Origin of the sequence: Sutcliffiella tianshenii, assembly GCF_016908565.1 — a bacterium.
Classification (GTDB): Bacteria; Bacillota; Bacilli; order Bacillales; family Bacillaceae_I; genus Sutcliffiella_A; species Sutcliffiella_A tianshenii.
The window spans coordinates 35,368-52,878 of record NZ_JAFBED010000001.1; the positions used below are offsets into that span (position 1 = coordinate 35,368).

The following is a 17,511-nucleotide window of genomic DNA, read 5'->3' on the forward strand; positions in this document are numbered from 1 at the left end:
TACGGAAGAAATATATCTTTTTTGAGGGGATGAGAAAAAATGATTGAAATTAAAAACAAGCAGATCATCATCGATGGAAAACCTGTATTGATCATGTGTGGCGAAATTCATTACTATCGTCTGGAGCGCAAGGATTGGCAGGACCGGATTGATAAATTGAAGGAAGCGGGCTGTAATACAGTTGCCACTTATGTTCCTTGGCTTTGCCATGAGCCAGTGGAAGGCCAGTACGATCTGGATGGCCATACACGGCCAGAGCTTGACTTAGGAGCATTCATCGACCTTTGTGAAGAGAATGACCTGTATTTCTTTGTTCGTCCGGGTCCATTCATCATGGCTGAAATGAAAAACGAAGGAATCCCTTACTGGGTCTACGAAAAGCATCCGGAGATCATTCCTGTTGGATGGGACGGCAATGACGCAACCACCCCGACAATCGACTACCTGGCTCCAGGATTCCTGGAGGAGACCAAGAAATGGTACAAGGCTATCATGGGTGTCATCGCACCTCGTCTATACACCAATGATGGGAACATAATCGGTGTGCAGCTCGATAATGAGATCGGCATGCTTTCATGGGTGAGCAACTGTCCGGACTTGACGGAAAACGTCATTGAAGACTTTTCCGGATGGCTCAGGGAAAAATACGATGCAGCGACATTGGAATCCCGCTATCCATTCGACTTATCAAATCATGAAGTCTGCGTATCGAGCTTCCGCTCCCCTTCTGAAGAATATGCGGCCGAGCTGATGCGCGACCTTGGATATTATATGAGAAACCGTTTTGCACGTTATGTTGCAGTCTTGCGTGATTATGCAGAAGAATATGGTGTGAAGGACGTACCTTTCATTGTCAATATCCACGGAACTGGCGGAGGACGCGGCTTGACCTACCCGATCGGAATCAGCCAGCTTTACGAATCCTACACACAGGATGAGGGCTATATTTCAGGGTCAGACATCTATTTCGGCGACTTGGATGTTTCCACCTTCCAGGACCTTTATTTGATCAACGGCTTCATGGATGCTGTCCACAATCCGGATCAGCCCCTCACCTCCGTTGAATTCAACTGCGGGGACGGAAACTTCGGTGAGACGTATGGCGGACGCTATGATGTTTCCGCAGCGGATTTCAAGACGCGTATGTGTGTTGCACAAGGTAACCGCCTGATCAACTACTATCTTTTCACAGGCGGCTATAACTATCAGATTGATGAGGCAAAAGGAGATGGAAACGGGCGTATCGCTGCAACAGGGGAGCGCCACGGTTTTGCAGCCCCTGTCAACCCGGAAGGAAAGCTGAACTACACCTTCCCTAGGATGGCTAGATCCATCAAGACGATGATGGCCGTTTCAGATAAATTGGCAGCAATGGATGAAGATCGCGATGCGGTATCCTTCGCCTTCATTCCTGACTACTATATGACCGAATACCGTTATCCTTCCAGCACAAAAATGAAGAGCATCATCGATAACATCACGATGCACCGCGGTGCTGGGGCATGGGAGATCATGGCGCGTGCCATCCTCCTTGGAAGCTATCGATTCGGCTCAGTTGATATCCAGAATAAAGAGTTGAATCCTGAAGTGACTCCTTCCATCATCGTTCCTTCTGCAAGATACATGGATAGAGAGGTTCAGGAAAAGCTTGTGAAGTATCTAGAGTCCGGTGGCGGAGTCCTATTATATGGCGAGGTACCGACGTTCGATATGGAAGGTAAGCCATTCCAGGCACTTGCTGATGCTCTTGGCGTGGAACCTGGTGAAGTGAAATTCAACCAGCACGGCCATAACATGTCCCTTACAGCAGACGGATGGGCAGCTCCACGTCCGGAGATCCGCACATATTTTACACAGACATTCAAGGTCGATGATGCCGTGCAGCCGATCATGCGGGTAACCGAAACCGAAGAAGTTTGCGGCTTTGATGTGAAGGTTGACAAAGGGCGGGCGATCGTTTTGGCTACGGCATACCGTTGTGACCTGGACCTGTTCAAAAAAGCTTTGGAGCATCTTGGGGCAACAGCCGGTTTGACGCATGACTGCGAATACCATGGTATTTTCTCTACTTCGGTTTCCAATGGGGACGAGCGCTTTATCCACCTGTTGAACCTCGATGGGTTTGATAAGGAGATCCATTTGACATATGATGGCGAGAAGCTGTTGGATGGCCGCACCTTTACCTTACAAAGCAAGGATGGTGTGATGCTTCCTCTGAATGTGGCGTATCATGGAGTAAACATTGCATATTCCACTGCTGAGATTATCGATGTGGCTGCTGATGCGATCGAGTTCAGATTGACACAGAGTGCAGACACGATTTGTCTTGTTACGGATCGTACTGTAGTTGAAAGTGATGATTATACGGTGGAAAAGCGTGGGGATCGCACGTATGTGACGTCGAAAAAGCATGCGAAAGTGGATGACAAGTTAGTTGTGAGATTTGATTGATATTATAGTAAGATAAAACCGGGTCGTGGCTATGGATGCTGCTGCCTGTTTTTTTTGTATATAGCGTTATGTGAAAATTACGGAAGTTTTTCTTCTTCAGTGGAAGCATTCGGGGTATGATGAGCTTTTTGACCAAATCTAACAGGCAAAATGCCCTTCATACAGGTTATGATGAGCTTTTTGAGCAAATCTAACTGGTGAAATGCCCTTCATAAAGGTTATGATGAGCTTTTTGAGCAAATCTAACTGGTGAAAAGCTCTTCATAAAGGTTATGATGAGCTTTTTGAGCGCATTTAACTGGTGAAATGCCCTTCATCACTCCTGCGATTGTCTTTTGATCAGCCTCCACTTACAAAAACCTATCACTTAAAAAATCTCCATGATGAGCTAACTGAACAAAATGATAAAAAGCCTCCAAAAGCCGGATCAAACCGGTTTTCAAAGGCTTTTCATTCGAGATTATTTCATCTCATCTATCACTCTATGCAAATTATTGATGCTCACTCTCAAGCTGTCCAACGGATTCCCCGGACATTCATCCTGTTCCACCGCATACCACTCGATACCGTTTGCTTCACCCCAGCGTAAGATCGGTTCAAAGTCGATGGACCCGGTCCCAACCTCTGCAAAGGACTTCTGCTCGTTCTTCGCCATGTCCTTCAAGTGGATGATCGGCATTCTGTTCGCATAAGGCTCCAAGAAGCTGACAATCTCCTTGCCGCCCTTTTTAACCCAATATACATCCAGTTCCGCCAATAGAAGATTATCTTCTGTAGGCTCCAACAGGTACTCCAGTGCATTCACACCGTCAATCTCCGTTTCGAATTCAAAGTCATGGTTATGGTAGCTGATGCGGTAGCCGTCCGCTTGTACTTTTCTTGCAATCTTGTTGAGCTCCTCTTTCACGAAAATATAGTGCTCAACTGTTCGTTCCTCTTCCCCTAAGTAAGGAAGGATCAGATCCTTTGTTCCGAACATGTCCGCCTGTTCCAGTAGATTCGGAAGATCATGTTGAAGGCTATGCATATCGACATGCATCCCTGCAGCTCCCAGTTCAAGCTCTCTCATCAAAGCTGCGATTTCCTTTGGATCGTGGCCGAACATTCCGGAAATCTGCACTCCTGCATATCCCATTTCCTTCAATTCTTTTAACACGCCTGGAAAATCATCTGTTAATAAGTCACGCACTGTATATAGCTGAGCAGCAATTTTATGCTTCATCCTATTCACGCCTCTCCGATTTTATAATCTTACCTCATGGCCAGTTTCAGCAGATTTGTAGATTGCATCCAAGATCTTGATCATATCGACACCTTGTTCCGGTGTAAAAATCGCTTCCGCTCTGCCCTGAACAACGTCTACAAAATGGTTGATATTGTTGGCATGGTCGCCAGTATGATGGTTCCCGATTTCAGGCTCCACATTCCATAGCTTTTCTTCCACTTCGGTGAATATTTTCAGCTTTCCGTTTTTGAAGCTTGCTCCCGCCTTGGTTCCGCGAAGCTCGTAAAAGTTCACTTCTTCTTCAATGTTGGAAGCCCAACTGAATTCAATCTGCAGGCTTGCTCCATTATCAAAACGGATGAAGCCTGTTGCAAGGTCCTCGACATCAAATGTACCATCGTCCTGCTTTGTTCCGAATTGGCTATGAACGGAATCTGCTAAATCTGTGTCGGCAAATTTTGTGTATGTAGATCCAACAACTGATACAGGTTTAGGATTGCCCATGATCCAGATTGCCAGGTCGATGAAGTGAACGCCAAGATCGATCAGAGGTCCGCCACCGGAAAGTTCCTTTGTCGTGAACCAGCCGCCTTTACCTGGGATTCCTCTTCTGCGGATCCAGCCACAGCGACCTGTGTAGATGTCGCCCATATGGCCCTTCTCCACAAAGCGCTTCATGTAGCCTGATGCTGCACTGAACCGGTTGTTTCTCATGACCATCAAGGTTTTCCCGGATTTTTCAGCAGCCTCTGCCATTCTTTCCGCTTCTTCCGGGCTTACTGCATCAGGCTTTTCGCAAAGAACATGCTTTCCTGCTTCAAGCGCTGCAACAGAATACTCTGAGTGGAAAAGGTTTGGTGTACAAATGTCGACGATATTGATTTCTTCGTGAGACAATACATCCTTGTAGTCTGTGTAAACGTGTGGAATGTTGAATTCTTTTGCTACTGCTTCCGCTTTTTCGCGGTCAATATCACAAACTGCCACGATTTCAACATCTTTGTTGTCTTTCCATGCCGGTGCATGCACGTAACGAAAAATGTTTCCTGCTCCAATTACCCCTAATTTTAATTCAGCCATCTGTTTTTCCTCCCCTATGTACCTTTTATTAATTAAGTAGTTTAATTAATTTTACCTCGACGAAACCTATACTTATAGAAAAACAGCTAACCAAAAGAGGCAACCTCAGGCCCCTTCTGGTCAACTTTGTAGACTTACACCCACCACAATTCTGCTGGTTGTTCTTTGATCAATACTGATTGTAGGTTTGATACCGCGCGTGCGAAGCCTTCTTCGATGGACATGATCGGGTCTTCGTGCTCGATGCTTACCACATAGTCGTATCCGTATGTGCGGAGTGCGCTCATCATGTCAGACCATTCCTGGACGCTATGTCCGCAGCCTACAGAACGGAAGCTCCATGCACGTGTCTGGATTTCTCCATATGGCTGCATGTCTGTCAGTCCGTACATGTTGACATTGTCCTGATCGATGTAAGTGTCTTTTGCATGGAAGTGATGGATCGCTCCAGCTTTTCCAAGGATCTTGATCGCTGCCACCGGATCGATTCCCTGCCACCAGAGATGACTCGGATCAAGGTTTGCACCGATTGCAGGAGAAGTCAGCTCACGCAGCTTCAATAGCGTATGAGGAGTGTGCACTAGGAATCCGCCATGAAGCTCAAGGCCGATTTTGATGTTGCGCTCTTCTGCGTACTTTCCTACTTCCTTCCAGTAAGGAATCAGTTTTGTTTCCCACTGCCATTTAAGTACGTCTCCATACTCGTTCGGCCAAGGTGCTACAGGCCAGTTAGGTGCTTTCGCAGTCTCGCTGTCCCCGGGAACTCCTGAGAAGCAGTTGACCACTTCCACACCTGTGAGTGCTGCAAGATCAATCGTCTTCAATAGTGTGTCATGGGAATCCTTTGCAAAAGCCTCATCCGGTGAAATAGGATTTCCATGACAGCTGAAGGCGCTGATTTGAAGGCCGCGGGAGTGGATTTCCTCCATATACGCATTACGTGCACCTTCATCTTCAAGAAGTGTGTCAAGTGGGCAATGGTTGTTGCCAGGATAGCAGCCTGTTCCGATCTCGACTGCATCAAGTCCTGCACCTTTCACATAGTCCAGCATTTCCGTAAATGATTTATTGGCAAAAAGTACTGTAAATACACCTAGTTTCATTGAGGTTCACCTTCCCTTAGTTCAAGTCGTTTTTAATGTTGACGATTTTCTTCGTTTCGTTTGATTCCAGTGCTCCAAGGATGACCATTAATGAATTCTTACCTTCGTTTCCGTCTACAAGCACTTCCGTGTCTTCGATGATGCTCGCCACAAAGTGGTCGATTACATGAGAACCTGTTTGCCCGCCGCTCTCGTTGCTTTGGATTCTTCCTAGTTCATAACGGACTGTTTCTCCTGTTGCGTACTGGACTACCAAGGAATGAGTCGGGTCGTCCTCAAGGCGCAATACCGCTTTTTCCGCATAGATGATCGTGGAGTTGTCCTCTCTCTTATAGGACCAGCTTGCTGCAAGCGTTCCAACGATGCCGTTTTCCGTTTTCAGGACACATACTGCAGTGTCATCCACATCGGTGTTTTGTTTTGCGGAAGTTTCGATGAAAGCTCCCACTTCCACGATTTCTTCTCCAAGAAGGTAGCGCATAAGGTCTGATTTATGGACACCAAGGTCACCCATCGCACCAATGAACGCTTCCTCTTTACGGAAGAACCAGCTGTCCTTGCCGTCTACGCTCCAGCCCTCAGGTCCAGGGTGGCCGAATGCTGTACGGAAGCTGTAGATTTTTCCGATTTCGCCGCTTTCGATAAGCTGCCTTGCCTTTTGGTGGGAAGGAACAAAGCGCTGGTTGTGCGCGATCATCAGCTTTTTGCCAGCTTCCTTGGCCGCAGCAATCATTTCATCCGCCTCTTCCTTGGAAGTTGCCATCGGCTTTTCGCATAGTACGTTGACGCCCGCTTTGGATGCGTAAATGGAGACAGGTGCATGCAGGTAGTTAGGTGTGCAGACACTCACGATATCCAGTTCCTCGCGGTCGATCATTTCCTTGTAATCCGTATATACTTTTCCTCCACCGTAGTGCTCGGAAGCATGTTCAGCGCGCTCCTGTACGATATCGCATAGTGCTACAAGCTCTACATTCTGGTTTGCATGGTATTCAGGTAAATGGCGGAATTTTGCGATGCTTCCGCAACCTACCACTCCAACTCTCAATTTTTTCATGGATGAAATCCTCCTAAATGATATGTTCTATTTATTTGCTTTTGATTTCTTCTAATGGTTTTGCATTGCCGTAGTAAACAGGTCCGCATTCTGTCGGCTTCGCCCATTTCACTGCATTGCTGATCACTTTTTGCACTTTCTCATGGTAGTACGTCGGGTATGTTTCATGTCCGGGACGGAAATAGAATACCTTTCCTTTTCCACGCTTGTATGTGCAACCGCTGCGGAATACTTCGCCGCCCTCGAACCAGCTGACGAATACTAGCTCGTCCGGATCTGGAATGTCAAAGTGCTCGCCATACATTTCTTCTCTTTCAATATCGATATGTTCCCCGATGCCTTCAGCAATTGGATGACCTGGAGATACAACCCAGATTCTCTCCTTCTCGTCTGCTTCTCTCCATTTCAAATCGCAAGTCGTACCCATCAATGTTTTGAAGATTTTGGAGAAGTGACCGGAGTGTAGGACAATCAATCCCATGCCGTCCAATACTCTATTTTTTACACGAGTCACAATTTCATCACTCACATCGTCATGTGCCATATGTCCCCACCAAACGAGAACATCGGTACTGTTAAGAACTTCCTCAGTCAAGCCATGCTCCGGCTCGTCAAGGGTTGCCGTTCTTACTTCAAAGTTGTCTTCTTTCAGGAAAGAGGCAATGGCACCGTGGATTCCCTCCGGATAGACCTCCCTGACCTTTTCATTCGTTTGCTCATGACGGTTTTCATTCCACACCGTAACTTTTATCATGATAAAATTGCTCCTCTCTTATATGCTACTTGTCTACTTTTTTTGGAAAATATCTAACTATCATTTGGGAATATGAGAACGTTTCCATATACTGCTCCACGAAACGTTTCAACAATTACTTCTCTATTATAAATGGATATAAAAGCGTTTTCAATGTTCTTCTCCGAACTGGATAGGATAATTCCGACTTTTTCTATGAAATGGTGAAAAAAAAGAAGCCTCTTCCTTCTTCATAAAGTATCGGAAGAAAGGGTGGCTCCTAAGTATGTTTGACGGAATTCCTTGAAATCAGTTCGGTTGACAGCTTGTAGTATTGCTCCATTTTTTCTTTGGATAACGCCTGGAAAACGACATGGACGGCCAATGCACCTACTTCATATTTCGGCTGTCTGATGGTCGTGAGTGGAGGACTCACGTATTCGGATAGCTGAATATCGTCATAGCCGATGATGCTAATGTCGTTTGGTACGCTGATCTTATTTTCCTTTAATGCCTGCAGGCCGCCGATCGCCATCTCGTCATTGGCATAGAAGAATGCTTGTGGCAGATCACGTTGGGCAATCAGCATCTTGGTTGCGCGGTAGCCGCCTTCACGGGTAAAATCGCCGAAGACTTTCCATTTGGATTGATATGGAATGCCATGGTGGTTTAATGCTTCCTGATAACCTTCAAAACGCATTGCATTATCGTGGGAATCGATCGGTCCGCTCACAAACGCAATCTCTCGGTGACCTTTTTCGATAAGGTGCTCGGTGGCAAGATACCCGCCATGGAAATTATCGACTTCCACCCCAAAAACAAATGGATGCTCTATCTTACGGTCAAGTACGACAATCGGAAAGCCTTCCCTTGCAGATTCGAGAATGATATCGTCACTGATGTTATGTGCCAGGATGATGGCACCGTCCACGCGCTTTTCCTTCAGGAATTTAACCGCTGTGGATTGAGCGCCCCCGACAGAGCTGCAGGCGATCAGATCATAGCCGTTTCTGATGGTGACCTCTTGAACACCTTTGATCAGCTCGGAATAGAAAGGTCCGGATAAGTCCTTCAGGATCAGCGCGATTGTATTGGTCTTGGTCCGCTTCAAGTCGGAAGCAAAGCCATTTTTCATGTAATTCAGTTCACGTGCGGCCTCCTGCACCTTTTTCATGGTGGCAGGGCTTACCTTGTTAACATTATTCAGTGCATAAGAAGCTGTAGAGACCGCTACTCCAGCTAGCTTTGCAACATCTTTGATGGTTGCCATCTTCTTCACATCTCCAATATATTTTCTGCATCGCCCATTTATCATGGCGGCTGGGGAGCTCAAGTTTAAAACCTCCCCGAACCACCTTTATTTGAAACGTTTCAATACTCTATCTATAGCATAATGTAAACACTTTCAATAATCAATAGATATTGATTTTACTTGTCAAAAAGGTCCTGTCTGTCCTGGGAGAATCCAACAGGAAATGAGGCTGGTCGCTCACAAGCATGCTGGATTTCCATATGCTTTCCAGCCTGAGAGGATTCATGGATGGCATGCATCGTCTCTAGCACTTGCAATGCCAAGTGACCGCTTGCGCGATGTGGACGTCCGCTCCGGATTGCGTGTGCCATGTCCGCTGCACCGACTCCCCGGCTGTTTTCACTGTATCCATATGCCAAAGGAACCTCCGTAAATTGGTTTTTCCCCGCTCTTCTGATGGTGATCGTCCCGCCAAAGTTATTCGGGTCCGGGACACTTAAGGTTCCAAGTGTTCCGTAGATTTCCATACAAGGGAGACTTGTCCCTCCTTTTACATCGAAACTTGTGATGAGTGTTCCGACCGCTCCGCTTTCAAAGTCTAGGATGCCTGTCACATGTGTCGGAGTCTCCACAGGAATTTTGCGGCCATAATCCTCGGCTCTTGTTACCGTTCTTTCCGGGAAAGAGATTTGGACAGAACCTGTCACCCTTTTGATTGGTCCAAGCAGATGGATCATGGCTGTGATATAGTATGGACCCATGTCAAACATCGGGCCGCCGCCTTTTTGATAATAAAAATCAGGGTTAGGATGCCAGCCTTCAGGACCTGCGCCAAGCATGAAGCCTGTTGCTGCAACCGGTTGTCCGATCCAGCCGTCGTCGATCAGCTTGCGGCATGTCTGCAAGGAGCCTCCTAAAAATGTGTCTGGTGCACAGCCGACTCTCAATCCTTTTTTCTCAGCGAGCTCAAGGACTTTCCTGCCTTCTTCGACTTCGATTGTCAAAGGCTTTTCCACGAATACGTGCTTGCCTGCTTCCAATGCATCCATTGTCACCTGCATATGCGCTTTTGGAATGGTCAGGTTGATGATCATTTCTATTTCAGGATCTGCGAGCATTTCCTCTACGGTATACACCTTTTCCACTTGATATTCTGCAGCTTTTTCCCGTGCTCTTTCCTTATCAATATCGGCAACTGCCACAATATCTAAAATCGAGAATTTCTTTGGTGCTTCGAGATAGATGCCGCTTATTGTACCTGTTCCGATGATTCCTACTTTTACTTTTTCCATGGCCTAAAACTCCTTAAATTTTATATCAGAAATGAATGGATTGATAGTTTTATCGATACGTTTCGATATTCCAATTATACTTCACCTTGAAATCGGTTACAATTCTTTTAGCGTAAATCTGCTCTGTCCTTTCTAGATTTCATATAATCAAAAAAAAAGGCTGACTCCGCCATAAAATATGCGGGTCAGCCTTTGAATATTAAATATATACCTCTACAACGTTCTTTCCATCCACCAACACATTCGCAAGCACAGATTTACCTATTGTAAACCCTCCTTCACGATATCTGTTGGATAGCGGAGCCGCTTCGACAGCCTGGCCGTTCACCAATACCTTTTTCTCATCCTGGTTCAGGTGGTAGACGAAGTTTACGTCATGACCATTCACCTTGAATTCGAAGTTCAAACCGTCCAGCTTTTCAGGAAGGACCGGGTCGATGACAAGGTCGCCTCCGTGCTGGCGGATGCCCAGGCAGTTGGAGATAAGCTGGTTCATGTAGATTCCTGGGCCGGAAGAGTAGATTCTCCATCCGCCTTTCACCTTCACCGAACCGTCGCGAAGCTTATCAAAGCCTTCTTGTGCTTCGTAGCGCGTATTGAATTGTCCGTCTGAGGAGCTGAAGTATGCGTTGCTTTGACGGCGTTCCGCATTTGGCACAGCATTCTGGATGCCGATCGGGTTGATGACATTCAAGCCGTTCCATGCTTCATCCGTTTTACCAAGCTTCGCCATCGCTTCCACGAAACGAATATGGGCGTGTACGTATTGCAATCCGATTTCACGGCCGAAGTTTGCTGCCTGCTCGGCACGTTTGAAGTGGGTGCTCACTCCGCCTGCGTAGTTTGCCGGGCGGTTCATCAGTCTTACTCCATCAGGGCAGAACAGTTTTTCCTTGATGACACTGTAGTGTGCTTCCGCTTGCTCTGGTGTCAACAGTTCACTGATCATGCTGCGTGTCATCGGTAATAGGCGGTAGTGAATCCCCGTTTTCGTATCCTGTGGATGTACCATCAATTCAGGCTTTCCTGGCTCTTCCATGTAGACGAAACCTGGAATCACATCATTGCCAAGCATATATTGGTTGAAGTCCTTTTCGATCCCTTCCGCTAAGCCTTTTAGTTCGGCAGCTTCTGTCTGATCCACTTCTTCCAATGCCTTGGATAATGTGTTCAGCACCTGGTAGGTCAAAGAAACGGTCCAGCTGCTCACCATGTACTGTTTCAATTGTGCGTTGGCTGGTTGAAGCGTATCATCCCAGTCTCCATCACCGTAAGAAGAAAGATACGTATCATGAAGGAAGTTGTCCTTGATGAACTGGATTTCTTTCTTCGCATGCTCATAAACAGTTGCAGTATTTTCAGTGAACTGGTAAGCCTTACGGATCGTGTAAGGAACCTGTTCCTGCAAAATGCTATAGTCCTTCGTGATCGTCAGATAGTCACTTAAGACTTTCAACGGCCAGACGATGATATCGCCATGGCTTTCATCATGCTGGATGCGGAAGTATTTATCGAACATGAACCATTGCGGCCAGTTTCCTGTATCCTCATATTGATGGGAGTAGACCTTCTTGATGATTTCCTTCACGCTGTCATATTTCTGTGTAGCCATGAAGTATTCCGTCGGCCCCTGGCACACGTCACGGGTACCCCAAGCTGCCCCGCCATACTGCTCAAGGCCATGTGGTACTGAGTAATGGACAAGCATATTGTGGGTGTACCACCATGCCAATGCATTCACTTTTTCCAGCTCTTCTGTTGCTTCGCCATTCTGGGAAAGCTTAAAGCCGTTCATGACATTTCCGAAAAATTCACGATAACGGTCGATTTCCGTTGAAACCTCACGTTGAACCAATGGCAGCTCTTCTCCGTAAAGCAGTCCTTGAACGGTCATATTCCACTCGGAAGCTGCCCCAAGCTCAAGCACTACAAGGGAAGCTGAATTTGGTGCGACATTTTGAGCAAGCTTGCTCTCGTTCTCCACCGTAAAGTCAGTACCATCGATCGTCAGCTTGTAAGCAAGGTCCGGATACGTATGGATCGAATCAGACCCTTCAGCCGCATGGAAGGATAGTGTCTTTCCATCAACTTGCATGCCGAACTCTCTATCAAGCTCATTATTGTTCATGCTGATCTGATTTGTTACAAGATAGCGGTATTCTTTTCCTTTTTCGGAACGGAAGGTCATATGGACTTCAGGTGAATCTACCACTGTATAGTTCGTGATGACAATCGTATCATCCGCTGTCTTGTAGAACCAGCGTGCATAGTTGAAGCCGATTTCAAATGCGGATGGCATGGTCAACAGCTTATAGCTGCCTTCCACCTCCACATAGATGCGCTGACCGGATGTTTTCATGACGTTCAGGGCATTTCGTGCATTGGTCATCATCTTGTTGAAGCTCGTGTTCCCGACAACAAGCTGGGAGTTGAAAATACCGTACATATACGATGTGGAAGTGATCACGTTATCTGTCATTTTATCGTTGTTACCAGACATGATGATGTGGCCATGCGGGCGTTCCACATACTGTTCCTTCTCTTTGAGCACCACATGCTCATGCGTTTCCGTGAAGAAAGAAAGCAATGTATTTCCTTCCCATTCCTCCTGATGGCGGACAGGGTAAAGTGCGTCCACTTCCTCTTTTGTTAAAGAAGCTCCAGAAAGCGTATCTCCGATTGAAGGGAGTATGCTTACCTTTTCAAAAGACTGCAGTCCAGCTGGCACACTGATCTCCTGCCAAGCCTGTTCCACTTCTTCTGTAAACTCCAATGAGGTTACAGCCTCCGCCTGATTTTCCTTGAACAGACCGTAGAACACAAATCTCTTGCTGCCTGCCAGTGTCACCTTTTCGGATTGTAATCCTGTGTAGGCGAATTCGTATTGATATACTTCGTTTGGAAGAGATGCTTGTGATAAGATCTCTGGCTTGTCCGTTTCTTTATAGGAAAGTCCAAAGAATTGGAAGCCGTCCGTTGAATAGCCAATCGCTTTTGTAAGAGAACCCTGCTGCAGATAAGGGAAGCCTCCCGGCTGCGGCTGGTTCTGGCGGGAGCATACAACATAGCCTTTGCTCTCATCGTTGAACACTTTATGGTCTATATATTGTGATAGATAAGATTCATTGGAACGGATCAAGCCTTTGCTGCCGATTCCTACATCCTGCCCATAAACTAGGTCGACTGCCTGATTTTCACCTTCCAAAGTCACGTCCCAGAACCAGATGCCTTTATCGGATAAGTGGAAAATCACCTTGTAGCTCACATTCTCGATGCTGCCTTCCCATACCACATGGGATGCGGAATAGCTCACCTTGCTTGTAGATTTAACACCTAAAAGAGGGAATGCTTTAATCCCATCCTCCTGATGCAATCGGAGATAGAGATTGTTGAGCGCCCCATCCACCGGGTTGGACATCCACTGGTTGATCATGATTTCCTTATGGGTAGCCTCGAAGATATCGCCGCTGTTTAAAAACGTAAAGCGGTAGTTTCCTGCTTCAATATTGATTTTAGCGTCATTTCTTGTTTTTGTGTGCATGGAAAGTCCTCCTTATAATCCTTCTATTTCTCTAATCTGAATGAAAGAAGCGTGAGCTCCGTGCTGTTCGGTCCGATCATGGCATGGAATTCTCCATTGTCGCTCGTAAATTCCAGGTTGGAATGGAAGTAGCGCAAGGCTTCCTCTGTAATCGTGAAGCTTACTTCCTTCGTTTCACCCGGCTCGAGCCAAACCTTTTTGTAGCCTTTTAATTCCTTTAAAGGACGGACAATCTCACCGGCAATATCGCGGACATAGAATTGGACAATCTCCTCGCCGGCCATTTCGCCAGAGTTTGTCACTTGGATGGACGCAGTGATTTCCTCACTTGGTGTCAATGTTTTACTAGAAAGGTTCATCTCACTGTAAGTAAAGCTCGTGTAGCTTAATCCATAGCCAAATGGAAGAAGCGGCTCATTCGGTATATCCAGGTACTTGGATACGTAGTGATCAGGCGCATCCGGTCTGTTCGGTCTTCCTGTATTGAAGTGGTTGTAATAGACAGGAACTTGTCCCACAGAATAAGGGAAGCTCATCGTTAGCTTTCCGGATGGGTTTGCATCACCGAACAGCAGGTCTGCAACGGCTGCACCGCCCTCTGTTCCCGGATACCAAGCTTCAAGCAATGCATCCACTCTATCGATTACACCGTGAAGATCAAGTGGTCTTCCGTTGAAAAGTACAGTAACGATCGGTTTCTGCAATTCTTTCATTCTGGCGATCAGTTCAAGCTGTGCCTGCGGCAGGCGAATGTCAGCGCGGCACTTGGCCTCTCCGCTCATATCCGCTCTCTCCCCGACAGCAAGTACGATCACATCTGCACCCTCAGCAGCACTAACTGCTTCCTGAATCTGCTCTTCTGTAATCGTTTCAATGTCGGAGCCTTTTGCAAACGTTAAATTGGAGGCATCCATTTTCGTTTTGAAAGCAGCCTGGAGCTGTACCGCATCCTCCTGTCTGCCATGCCAGGACCATGCACCCATGATATCCCCGCTTGACGCAAACGGTCCGATCAATGCTATTTTCTGCTCCTTTTGAAGTGGCAGGACATTTTCATTTTTTAATAGAACACAAGATTTTGTCGCAAGTTCCCTTGATACTTTACGATGCTCCTCTGACAGGATGACTTCCGCCTCCAGCTCTTCTGATGCACCGCGATATGGGTTTTCAAAAAGTCCAAGCTTTTCTTTTAATGTCAGGATGCGAAGTACCGATTCGTTGATCGTTTCCTCGTTTACTTCGCCGCTTTCCACAAGCTCCTTCAAATGCTTCGGATAGCAGGATGTCATCATTTCGATATCAACACCAGCCTCAATCGACTTTTGTGCACATTCTTTTTCGTCTGCTGCCACACCGTGGAAGATCTGCTCCTTCACTGCGCCCCAGTCGGAAATGATGACACCATCAAAGCCCCACTCATCGCGAAGAAGGTCTTTCATCAGCTTTTTGTTTCCTGTAGCAGGAATGCCGTCCACTGTATTGAATGCCGTCATGACCATTTCACAGCCTTCATCCAACGCAGCCTTGTATGCTGGCAGGTAGGATTCACGAAGCTGTCTTTCGGACATGTTGACGGTGTTATAGTCACGGCCGCCTTCCGCAGCACCATAAGCAGCGAAATGCTTGACGCAAGCAGCGACACGGTTAAGGTCGTTTGTCAGGTCCTCACCTTGGAAGCCTCGTACGAACGCCCTTGCAAATTCACTGTTCAGATAAGGATCCTCACCAGTGGATTCCATCACCCGTCCCCAGCGCGGGTCACGGACAAGATCCACCATCGGGGCGAATGTCACATGGATACCTGAAACTGCTGCTTCCTTTGCCGCTATTTCCGCGCTCTTTTCAGCCAGCTCCATGTTCCAGGAACACCCGATTGCGAGTGGTACCGGGAAAATCGTTTTAAATCCGTGAACGATGTCAGCCATGATAAGCAAAGGGATCCCTAATCGATTTTCTGCCAAATGCTCTTTCTGGATGTTCTGTACTTCTTTTGCACCTGATGCCCCCAATACGGAGCCGGTATTTGTTACAACGTCCTCATCTATTCCCATATCGGCCATCGGACCGGTAATTTCGCCTTCTCCGGCAGCACCTTTGTAGAAAAAAGTAGCCAATTGCAACAGCTGTGCTATTTTTTCATCCAGTGTCATTTGTTCTAAAAGAGCTTTTACGTCTTTCCCCATTATGGTTCCCTCCTTGGCTTACATGTACTGAAACGTTTTTATTCATATAAACCTATATTTATTAAGATGAATTGTGTAAATTCCTGTTATTTTGTCGAAACGTTTCTATAAAAAGCTATAAAGTGCCCAATTAGATTGAGCTCTCGGTTTGTTTCATGTATGATTTTACGAAGGTTTTAAACACCGCTGTTGATTTCCGCACTAGGCTGCGCTTTCCGCGGGCGGGTGCGGAGCCTCCTCGGCTTGCGCCTGCGGGGTCTCCCCTACTCCGCTTCTCCCGCAGGACAAGGAAGGCTTCGGCAGCGATACATCGCACGAAGAAAATGCTCGCATTTTCGAGGAGTCTTCGCCTATTGCTCCAATCAACAGCTAGCGGCCTTGAAATCAATAAAAACCTGTGGCAATGATTTTCTTGCAAAAGATTTACGCTATGAAAATGAAAATTCAGTGAAGACGTTATGCGTTACTTGTTGCCCCTGTTGATTGGAGTGCAAGGCATGAGACTCCTGCGGGAGCAGCGTGTCAAGGGAGACCCCGCAGGCGCAATAGCGCCGAGGAGGCTCCCGAGGCCGCCCCGCGGAAAGCGAATGCCTGGAACGGAAATCAACAGGGAGTTCAAAGCATCAAAATCTATTCCCCAGCAATACCAGAACGGTCCACGCCTTCGACGAACCATCGTTGTGTGACCAGGTAGACGAGCAGCATAGGCAGGATCGTCATGACGGTTCCGGCCATTTTGATGCCCTCATTGATCTCAGAGGAATCCCCTTCCTGAGGGAACATCTGCTGGTAGGTGGCAACGAACTTCTGCAGCTCGAGCGGCAAGGTCGTCAAGGCATTTCCGAAATAGATCGAAGCTAGGTACGTCTCATTCCAATACCATACAAAGGAGAAAAGGAATGAAATGATGATTGCCGGTCCGGCCATTGGAAGCGCAATGGTGAAAAAGATGCGCAGAAAGCCTGCTCCATCAAGCTGGGCAGCCTCTTCCAGAGCCTTTGGCAGCATTTTAAAGAATTGATAGAATATCAGAATGAAAATGGCACTGTTTATTCCCTGCCCAAGCAGTGCAGGGAATAGGAACGACTGGATGCTCCCCAATATCCCGAGCTCGTTAAAAAATACATAACGAGGGATGACTGTCACTTGAGGCGGAATGATGAATGTAGATAGGACCAGGACAAACATCGTACGCTTGAATGGAAAGTCAAAGCGGGCAAAGCCATAGCCGATCACGGCACAGACCGCTGTTTGTACAATGGCCGGAATCGCTGTGACATATAAGGTTTCAAGCAAGGTCGGAATGAACTTCAGTACAGAATAGGCCGCTTCATAATTATCAAGATATAATTGTGTCGGCAACCAGTTCACCAAAGGATTCAGGATGTCATCCAGGCTCTTCAAGCTATAGGATGTCATGTACAAGAGCGGATACAGGTAAACGAATCCGATCCCGACCAAAAGGCCGTAGATGAAAAGCTTGTACAGAAATCCGTCATTCCCTTTGACTCCGAAAGTCATTTTCTTCAGCTTCGTTGCATATGGATGGATGCTTTTTTTTCGATTAGTTGATAGCCAGCTTGCCATAGATCTT

Annotated in this window: 11 protein-coding genes; 1 reads left to right on the forward strand and 10 read right to left on the reverse strand. The window is 46.8% G+C overall.

Features of this window, described 5'->3' with window-relative positions:
• Window positions 1-39: 39 nt before the first annotated feature.
• Window positions 40-2,451 (forward strand): beta-galactosidase, encoded by a 2,412-nt coding sequence (locus JOC95_RS00220; protein WP_204412353.1) that lies wholly within the window; start codon window positions 40-42, stop codon window positions 2,449-2,451.
• A gap of 460 nt (window positions 2,452-2,911) precedes the next feature.
• Here JOC95_RS00220 and JOC95_RS00225 read toward each other — a convergent pair whose 3' ends face one another.
• The 10 genes from JOC95_RS00225 to JOC95_RS00270 all read right to left on the reverse strand — a co-directional run bounded on the left by JOC95_RS00225 (window position 2,912) and on the right by JOC95_RS00270 (window position 17,504).
• Window positions 2,912-3,673 carry a sugar phosphate isomerase/epimerase family protein gene (locus JOC95_RS00225; protein ID WP_204412355.1) on the reverse strand — a complete coding sequence of 254 codons (762 nt, stop codon included), beginning with the start codon at window positions 3,671-3,673 and terminating at the stop codon, window positions 2,912-2,914.
• A 21-nt stretch (window positions 3,674-3,694) separates the two neighbouring features.
• Window positions 3,695-4,756 (reverse strand): Gfo/Idh/MocA family protein, encoded by a 1,062-nt coding sequence (locus JOC95_RS00230; RefSeq protein WP_204412357.1) that lies wholly within the window; start codon window positions 4,754-4,756, stop codon window positions 3,695-3,697.
• 134 nt (window positions 4,757-4,890) lie between these two features.
• Window positions 4,891-5,859 (reverse strand): sugar phosphate isomerase/epimerase family protein, encoded by a 969-nt coding sequence (locus JOC95_RS00235; protein ID WP_204412359.1) that lies wholly within the window; start codon window positions 5,857-5,859, stop codon window positions 4,891-4,893.
• Window positions 5,860-5,875: 16 nt separating this feature from the next.
• Complete coding sequence (locus JOC95_RS00240) at window positions 5,876-6,916, reverse strand: Gfo/Idh/MocA family protein (RefSeq protein ID WP_204412361.1); 1,041 nt, start codon at window positions 6,914-6,916, stop codon at window positions 5,876-5,878.
• Window positions 6,917-6,947: 31 nt separating this feature from the next.
• Window positions 6,948-7,670, reverse strand: coding sequence for a ThuA domain-containing protein (locus JOC95_RS00245; protein WP_204412363.1), 723 nt, complete (start codon window positions 7,668-7,670; stop codon window positions 6,948-6,950).
• 259 nt (window positions 7,671-7,929) lie between these two features.
• Window positions 7,930-8,919: a LacI family DNA-binding transcriptional regulator gene (locus JOC95_RS00250; protein WP_204413373.1), complete on the reverse strand. Its 990-nt coding sequence runs from the start codon at window positions 8,917-8,919 to the stop codon at window positions 7,930-7,932.
• 158 nt (window positions 8,920-9,077) lie between these two features.
• Window positions 9,078-10,193 (reverse strand): Gfo/Idh/MocA family protein, encoded by a 1,116-nt coding sequence (locus tag JOC95_RS00255; RefSeq protein WP_204412365.1) that lies wholly within the window; start codon window positions 10,191-10,193, stop codon window positions 9,078-9,080.
• A gap of 199 nt (window positions 10,194-10,392) precedes the next feature.
• On the reverse strand, window positions 10,393-13,734 hold the full coding sequence (locus JOC95_RS00260; protein WP_204412367.1) for a GH36-type glycosyl hydrolase domain-containing protein: 3,342 nt from the start codon (window positions 13,732-13,734) through the stop codon (window positions 10,393-10,395).
• Between the two features lie 23 nt (window positions 13,735-13,757).
• A complete protein-coding gene (bglX, locus tag JOC95_RS00265) occupies window positions 13,758-15,917 on the reverse strand; it encodes a beta-glucosidase BglX (protein WP_204412368.1) in 2,160 nt (719 codons plus the stop codon).
• 630 nt (window positions 15,918-16,547) lie between these two features.
• Window positions 16,548-17,504, reverse strand: coding sequence for a carbohydrate ABC transporter permease (locus JOC95_RS00270; RefSeq protein ID WP_204412370.1), 957 nt, complete (start codon window positions 17,502-17,504; stop codon window positions 16,548-16,550).
• Between the last annotated feature and the right edge of the window lie 7 nt (window positions 17,505-17,511).

Coding starts and splice junctions, on each gene's coding strand:
- JOC95_RS00220 (WP_204412353.1), top strand. CDS start 40: ATGATTGAAATTAAAAACAAGCAGATCATCATCGATGGAAAACCTGTA.
- JOC95_RS00225 (WP_204412355.1), bottom strand. CDS start 3,673: ATGAAGCATAAAATTGCTGCTCAGCTATATACAGTGCGTGACTTATTA.
- JOC95_RS00230 (WP_204412357.1), bottom strand. CDS start 4,756: ATGGCTGAATTAAAATTAGGGGTAATTGGAGCAGGAAACATTTTTCGT.
- JOC95_RS00235 (WP_204412359.1), bottom strand. CDS start 5,859: ATGAAACTAGGTGTATTTACAGTACTTTTTGCCAATAAATCATTTACG.
- JOC95_RS00240 (WP_204412361.1), bottom strand. CDS start 6,916: ATGAAAAAATTGAGAGTTGGAGTGGTAGGTTGCGGAAGCATCGCAAAA.
- JOC95_RS00245 (WP_204412363.1), bottom strand. CDS start 7,670: ATGATAAAAGTTACGGTGTGGAATGAAAACCGTCATGAGCAAACGAAT.
- JOC95_RS00250 (WP_204413373.1), bottom strand. CDS start 8,919: ATGGCAACCATCAAAGATGTTGCAAAGCTAGCTGGAGTAGCGGTCTCT.
- JOC95_RS00255 (WP_204412365.1), bottom strand. CDS start 10,193: ATGGAAAAAGTAAAAGTAGGAATCATCGGAACAGGTACAATAAGCGGC.
- JOC95_RS00260 (WP_204412367.1), bottom strand. CDS start 13,734: ATGCACACAAAAACAAGAAATGACGCTAAAATCAATATTGAAGCAGGA.
- bglX (WP_204412368.1), bottom strand. CDS start 15,917: ATGGGGAAAGACGTAAAAGCTCTTTTAGAACAAATGACACTGGATGAA.
- JOC95_RS00270 (WP_204412370.1), bottom strand. CDS start 17,504: ATGGCAAGCTGGCTATCAACTAATCGAAAAAAAAGCATCCATCCATAT.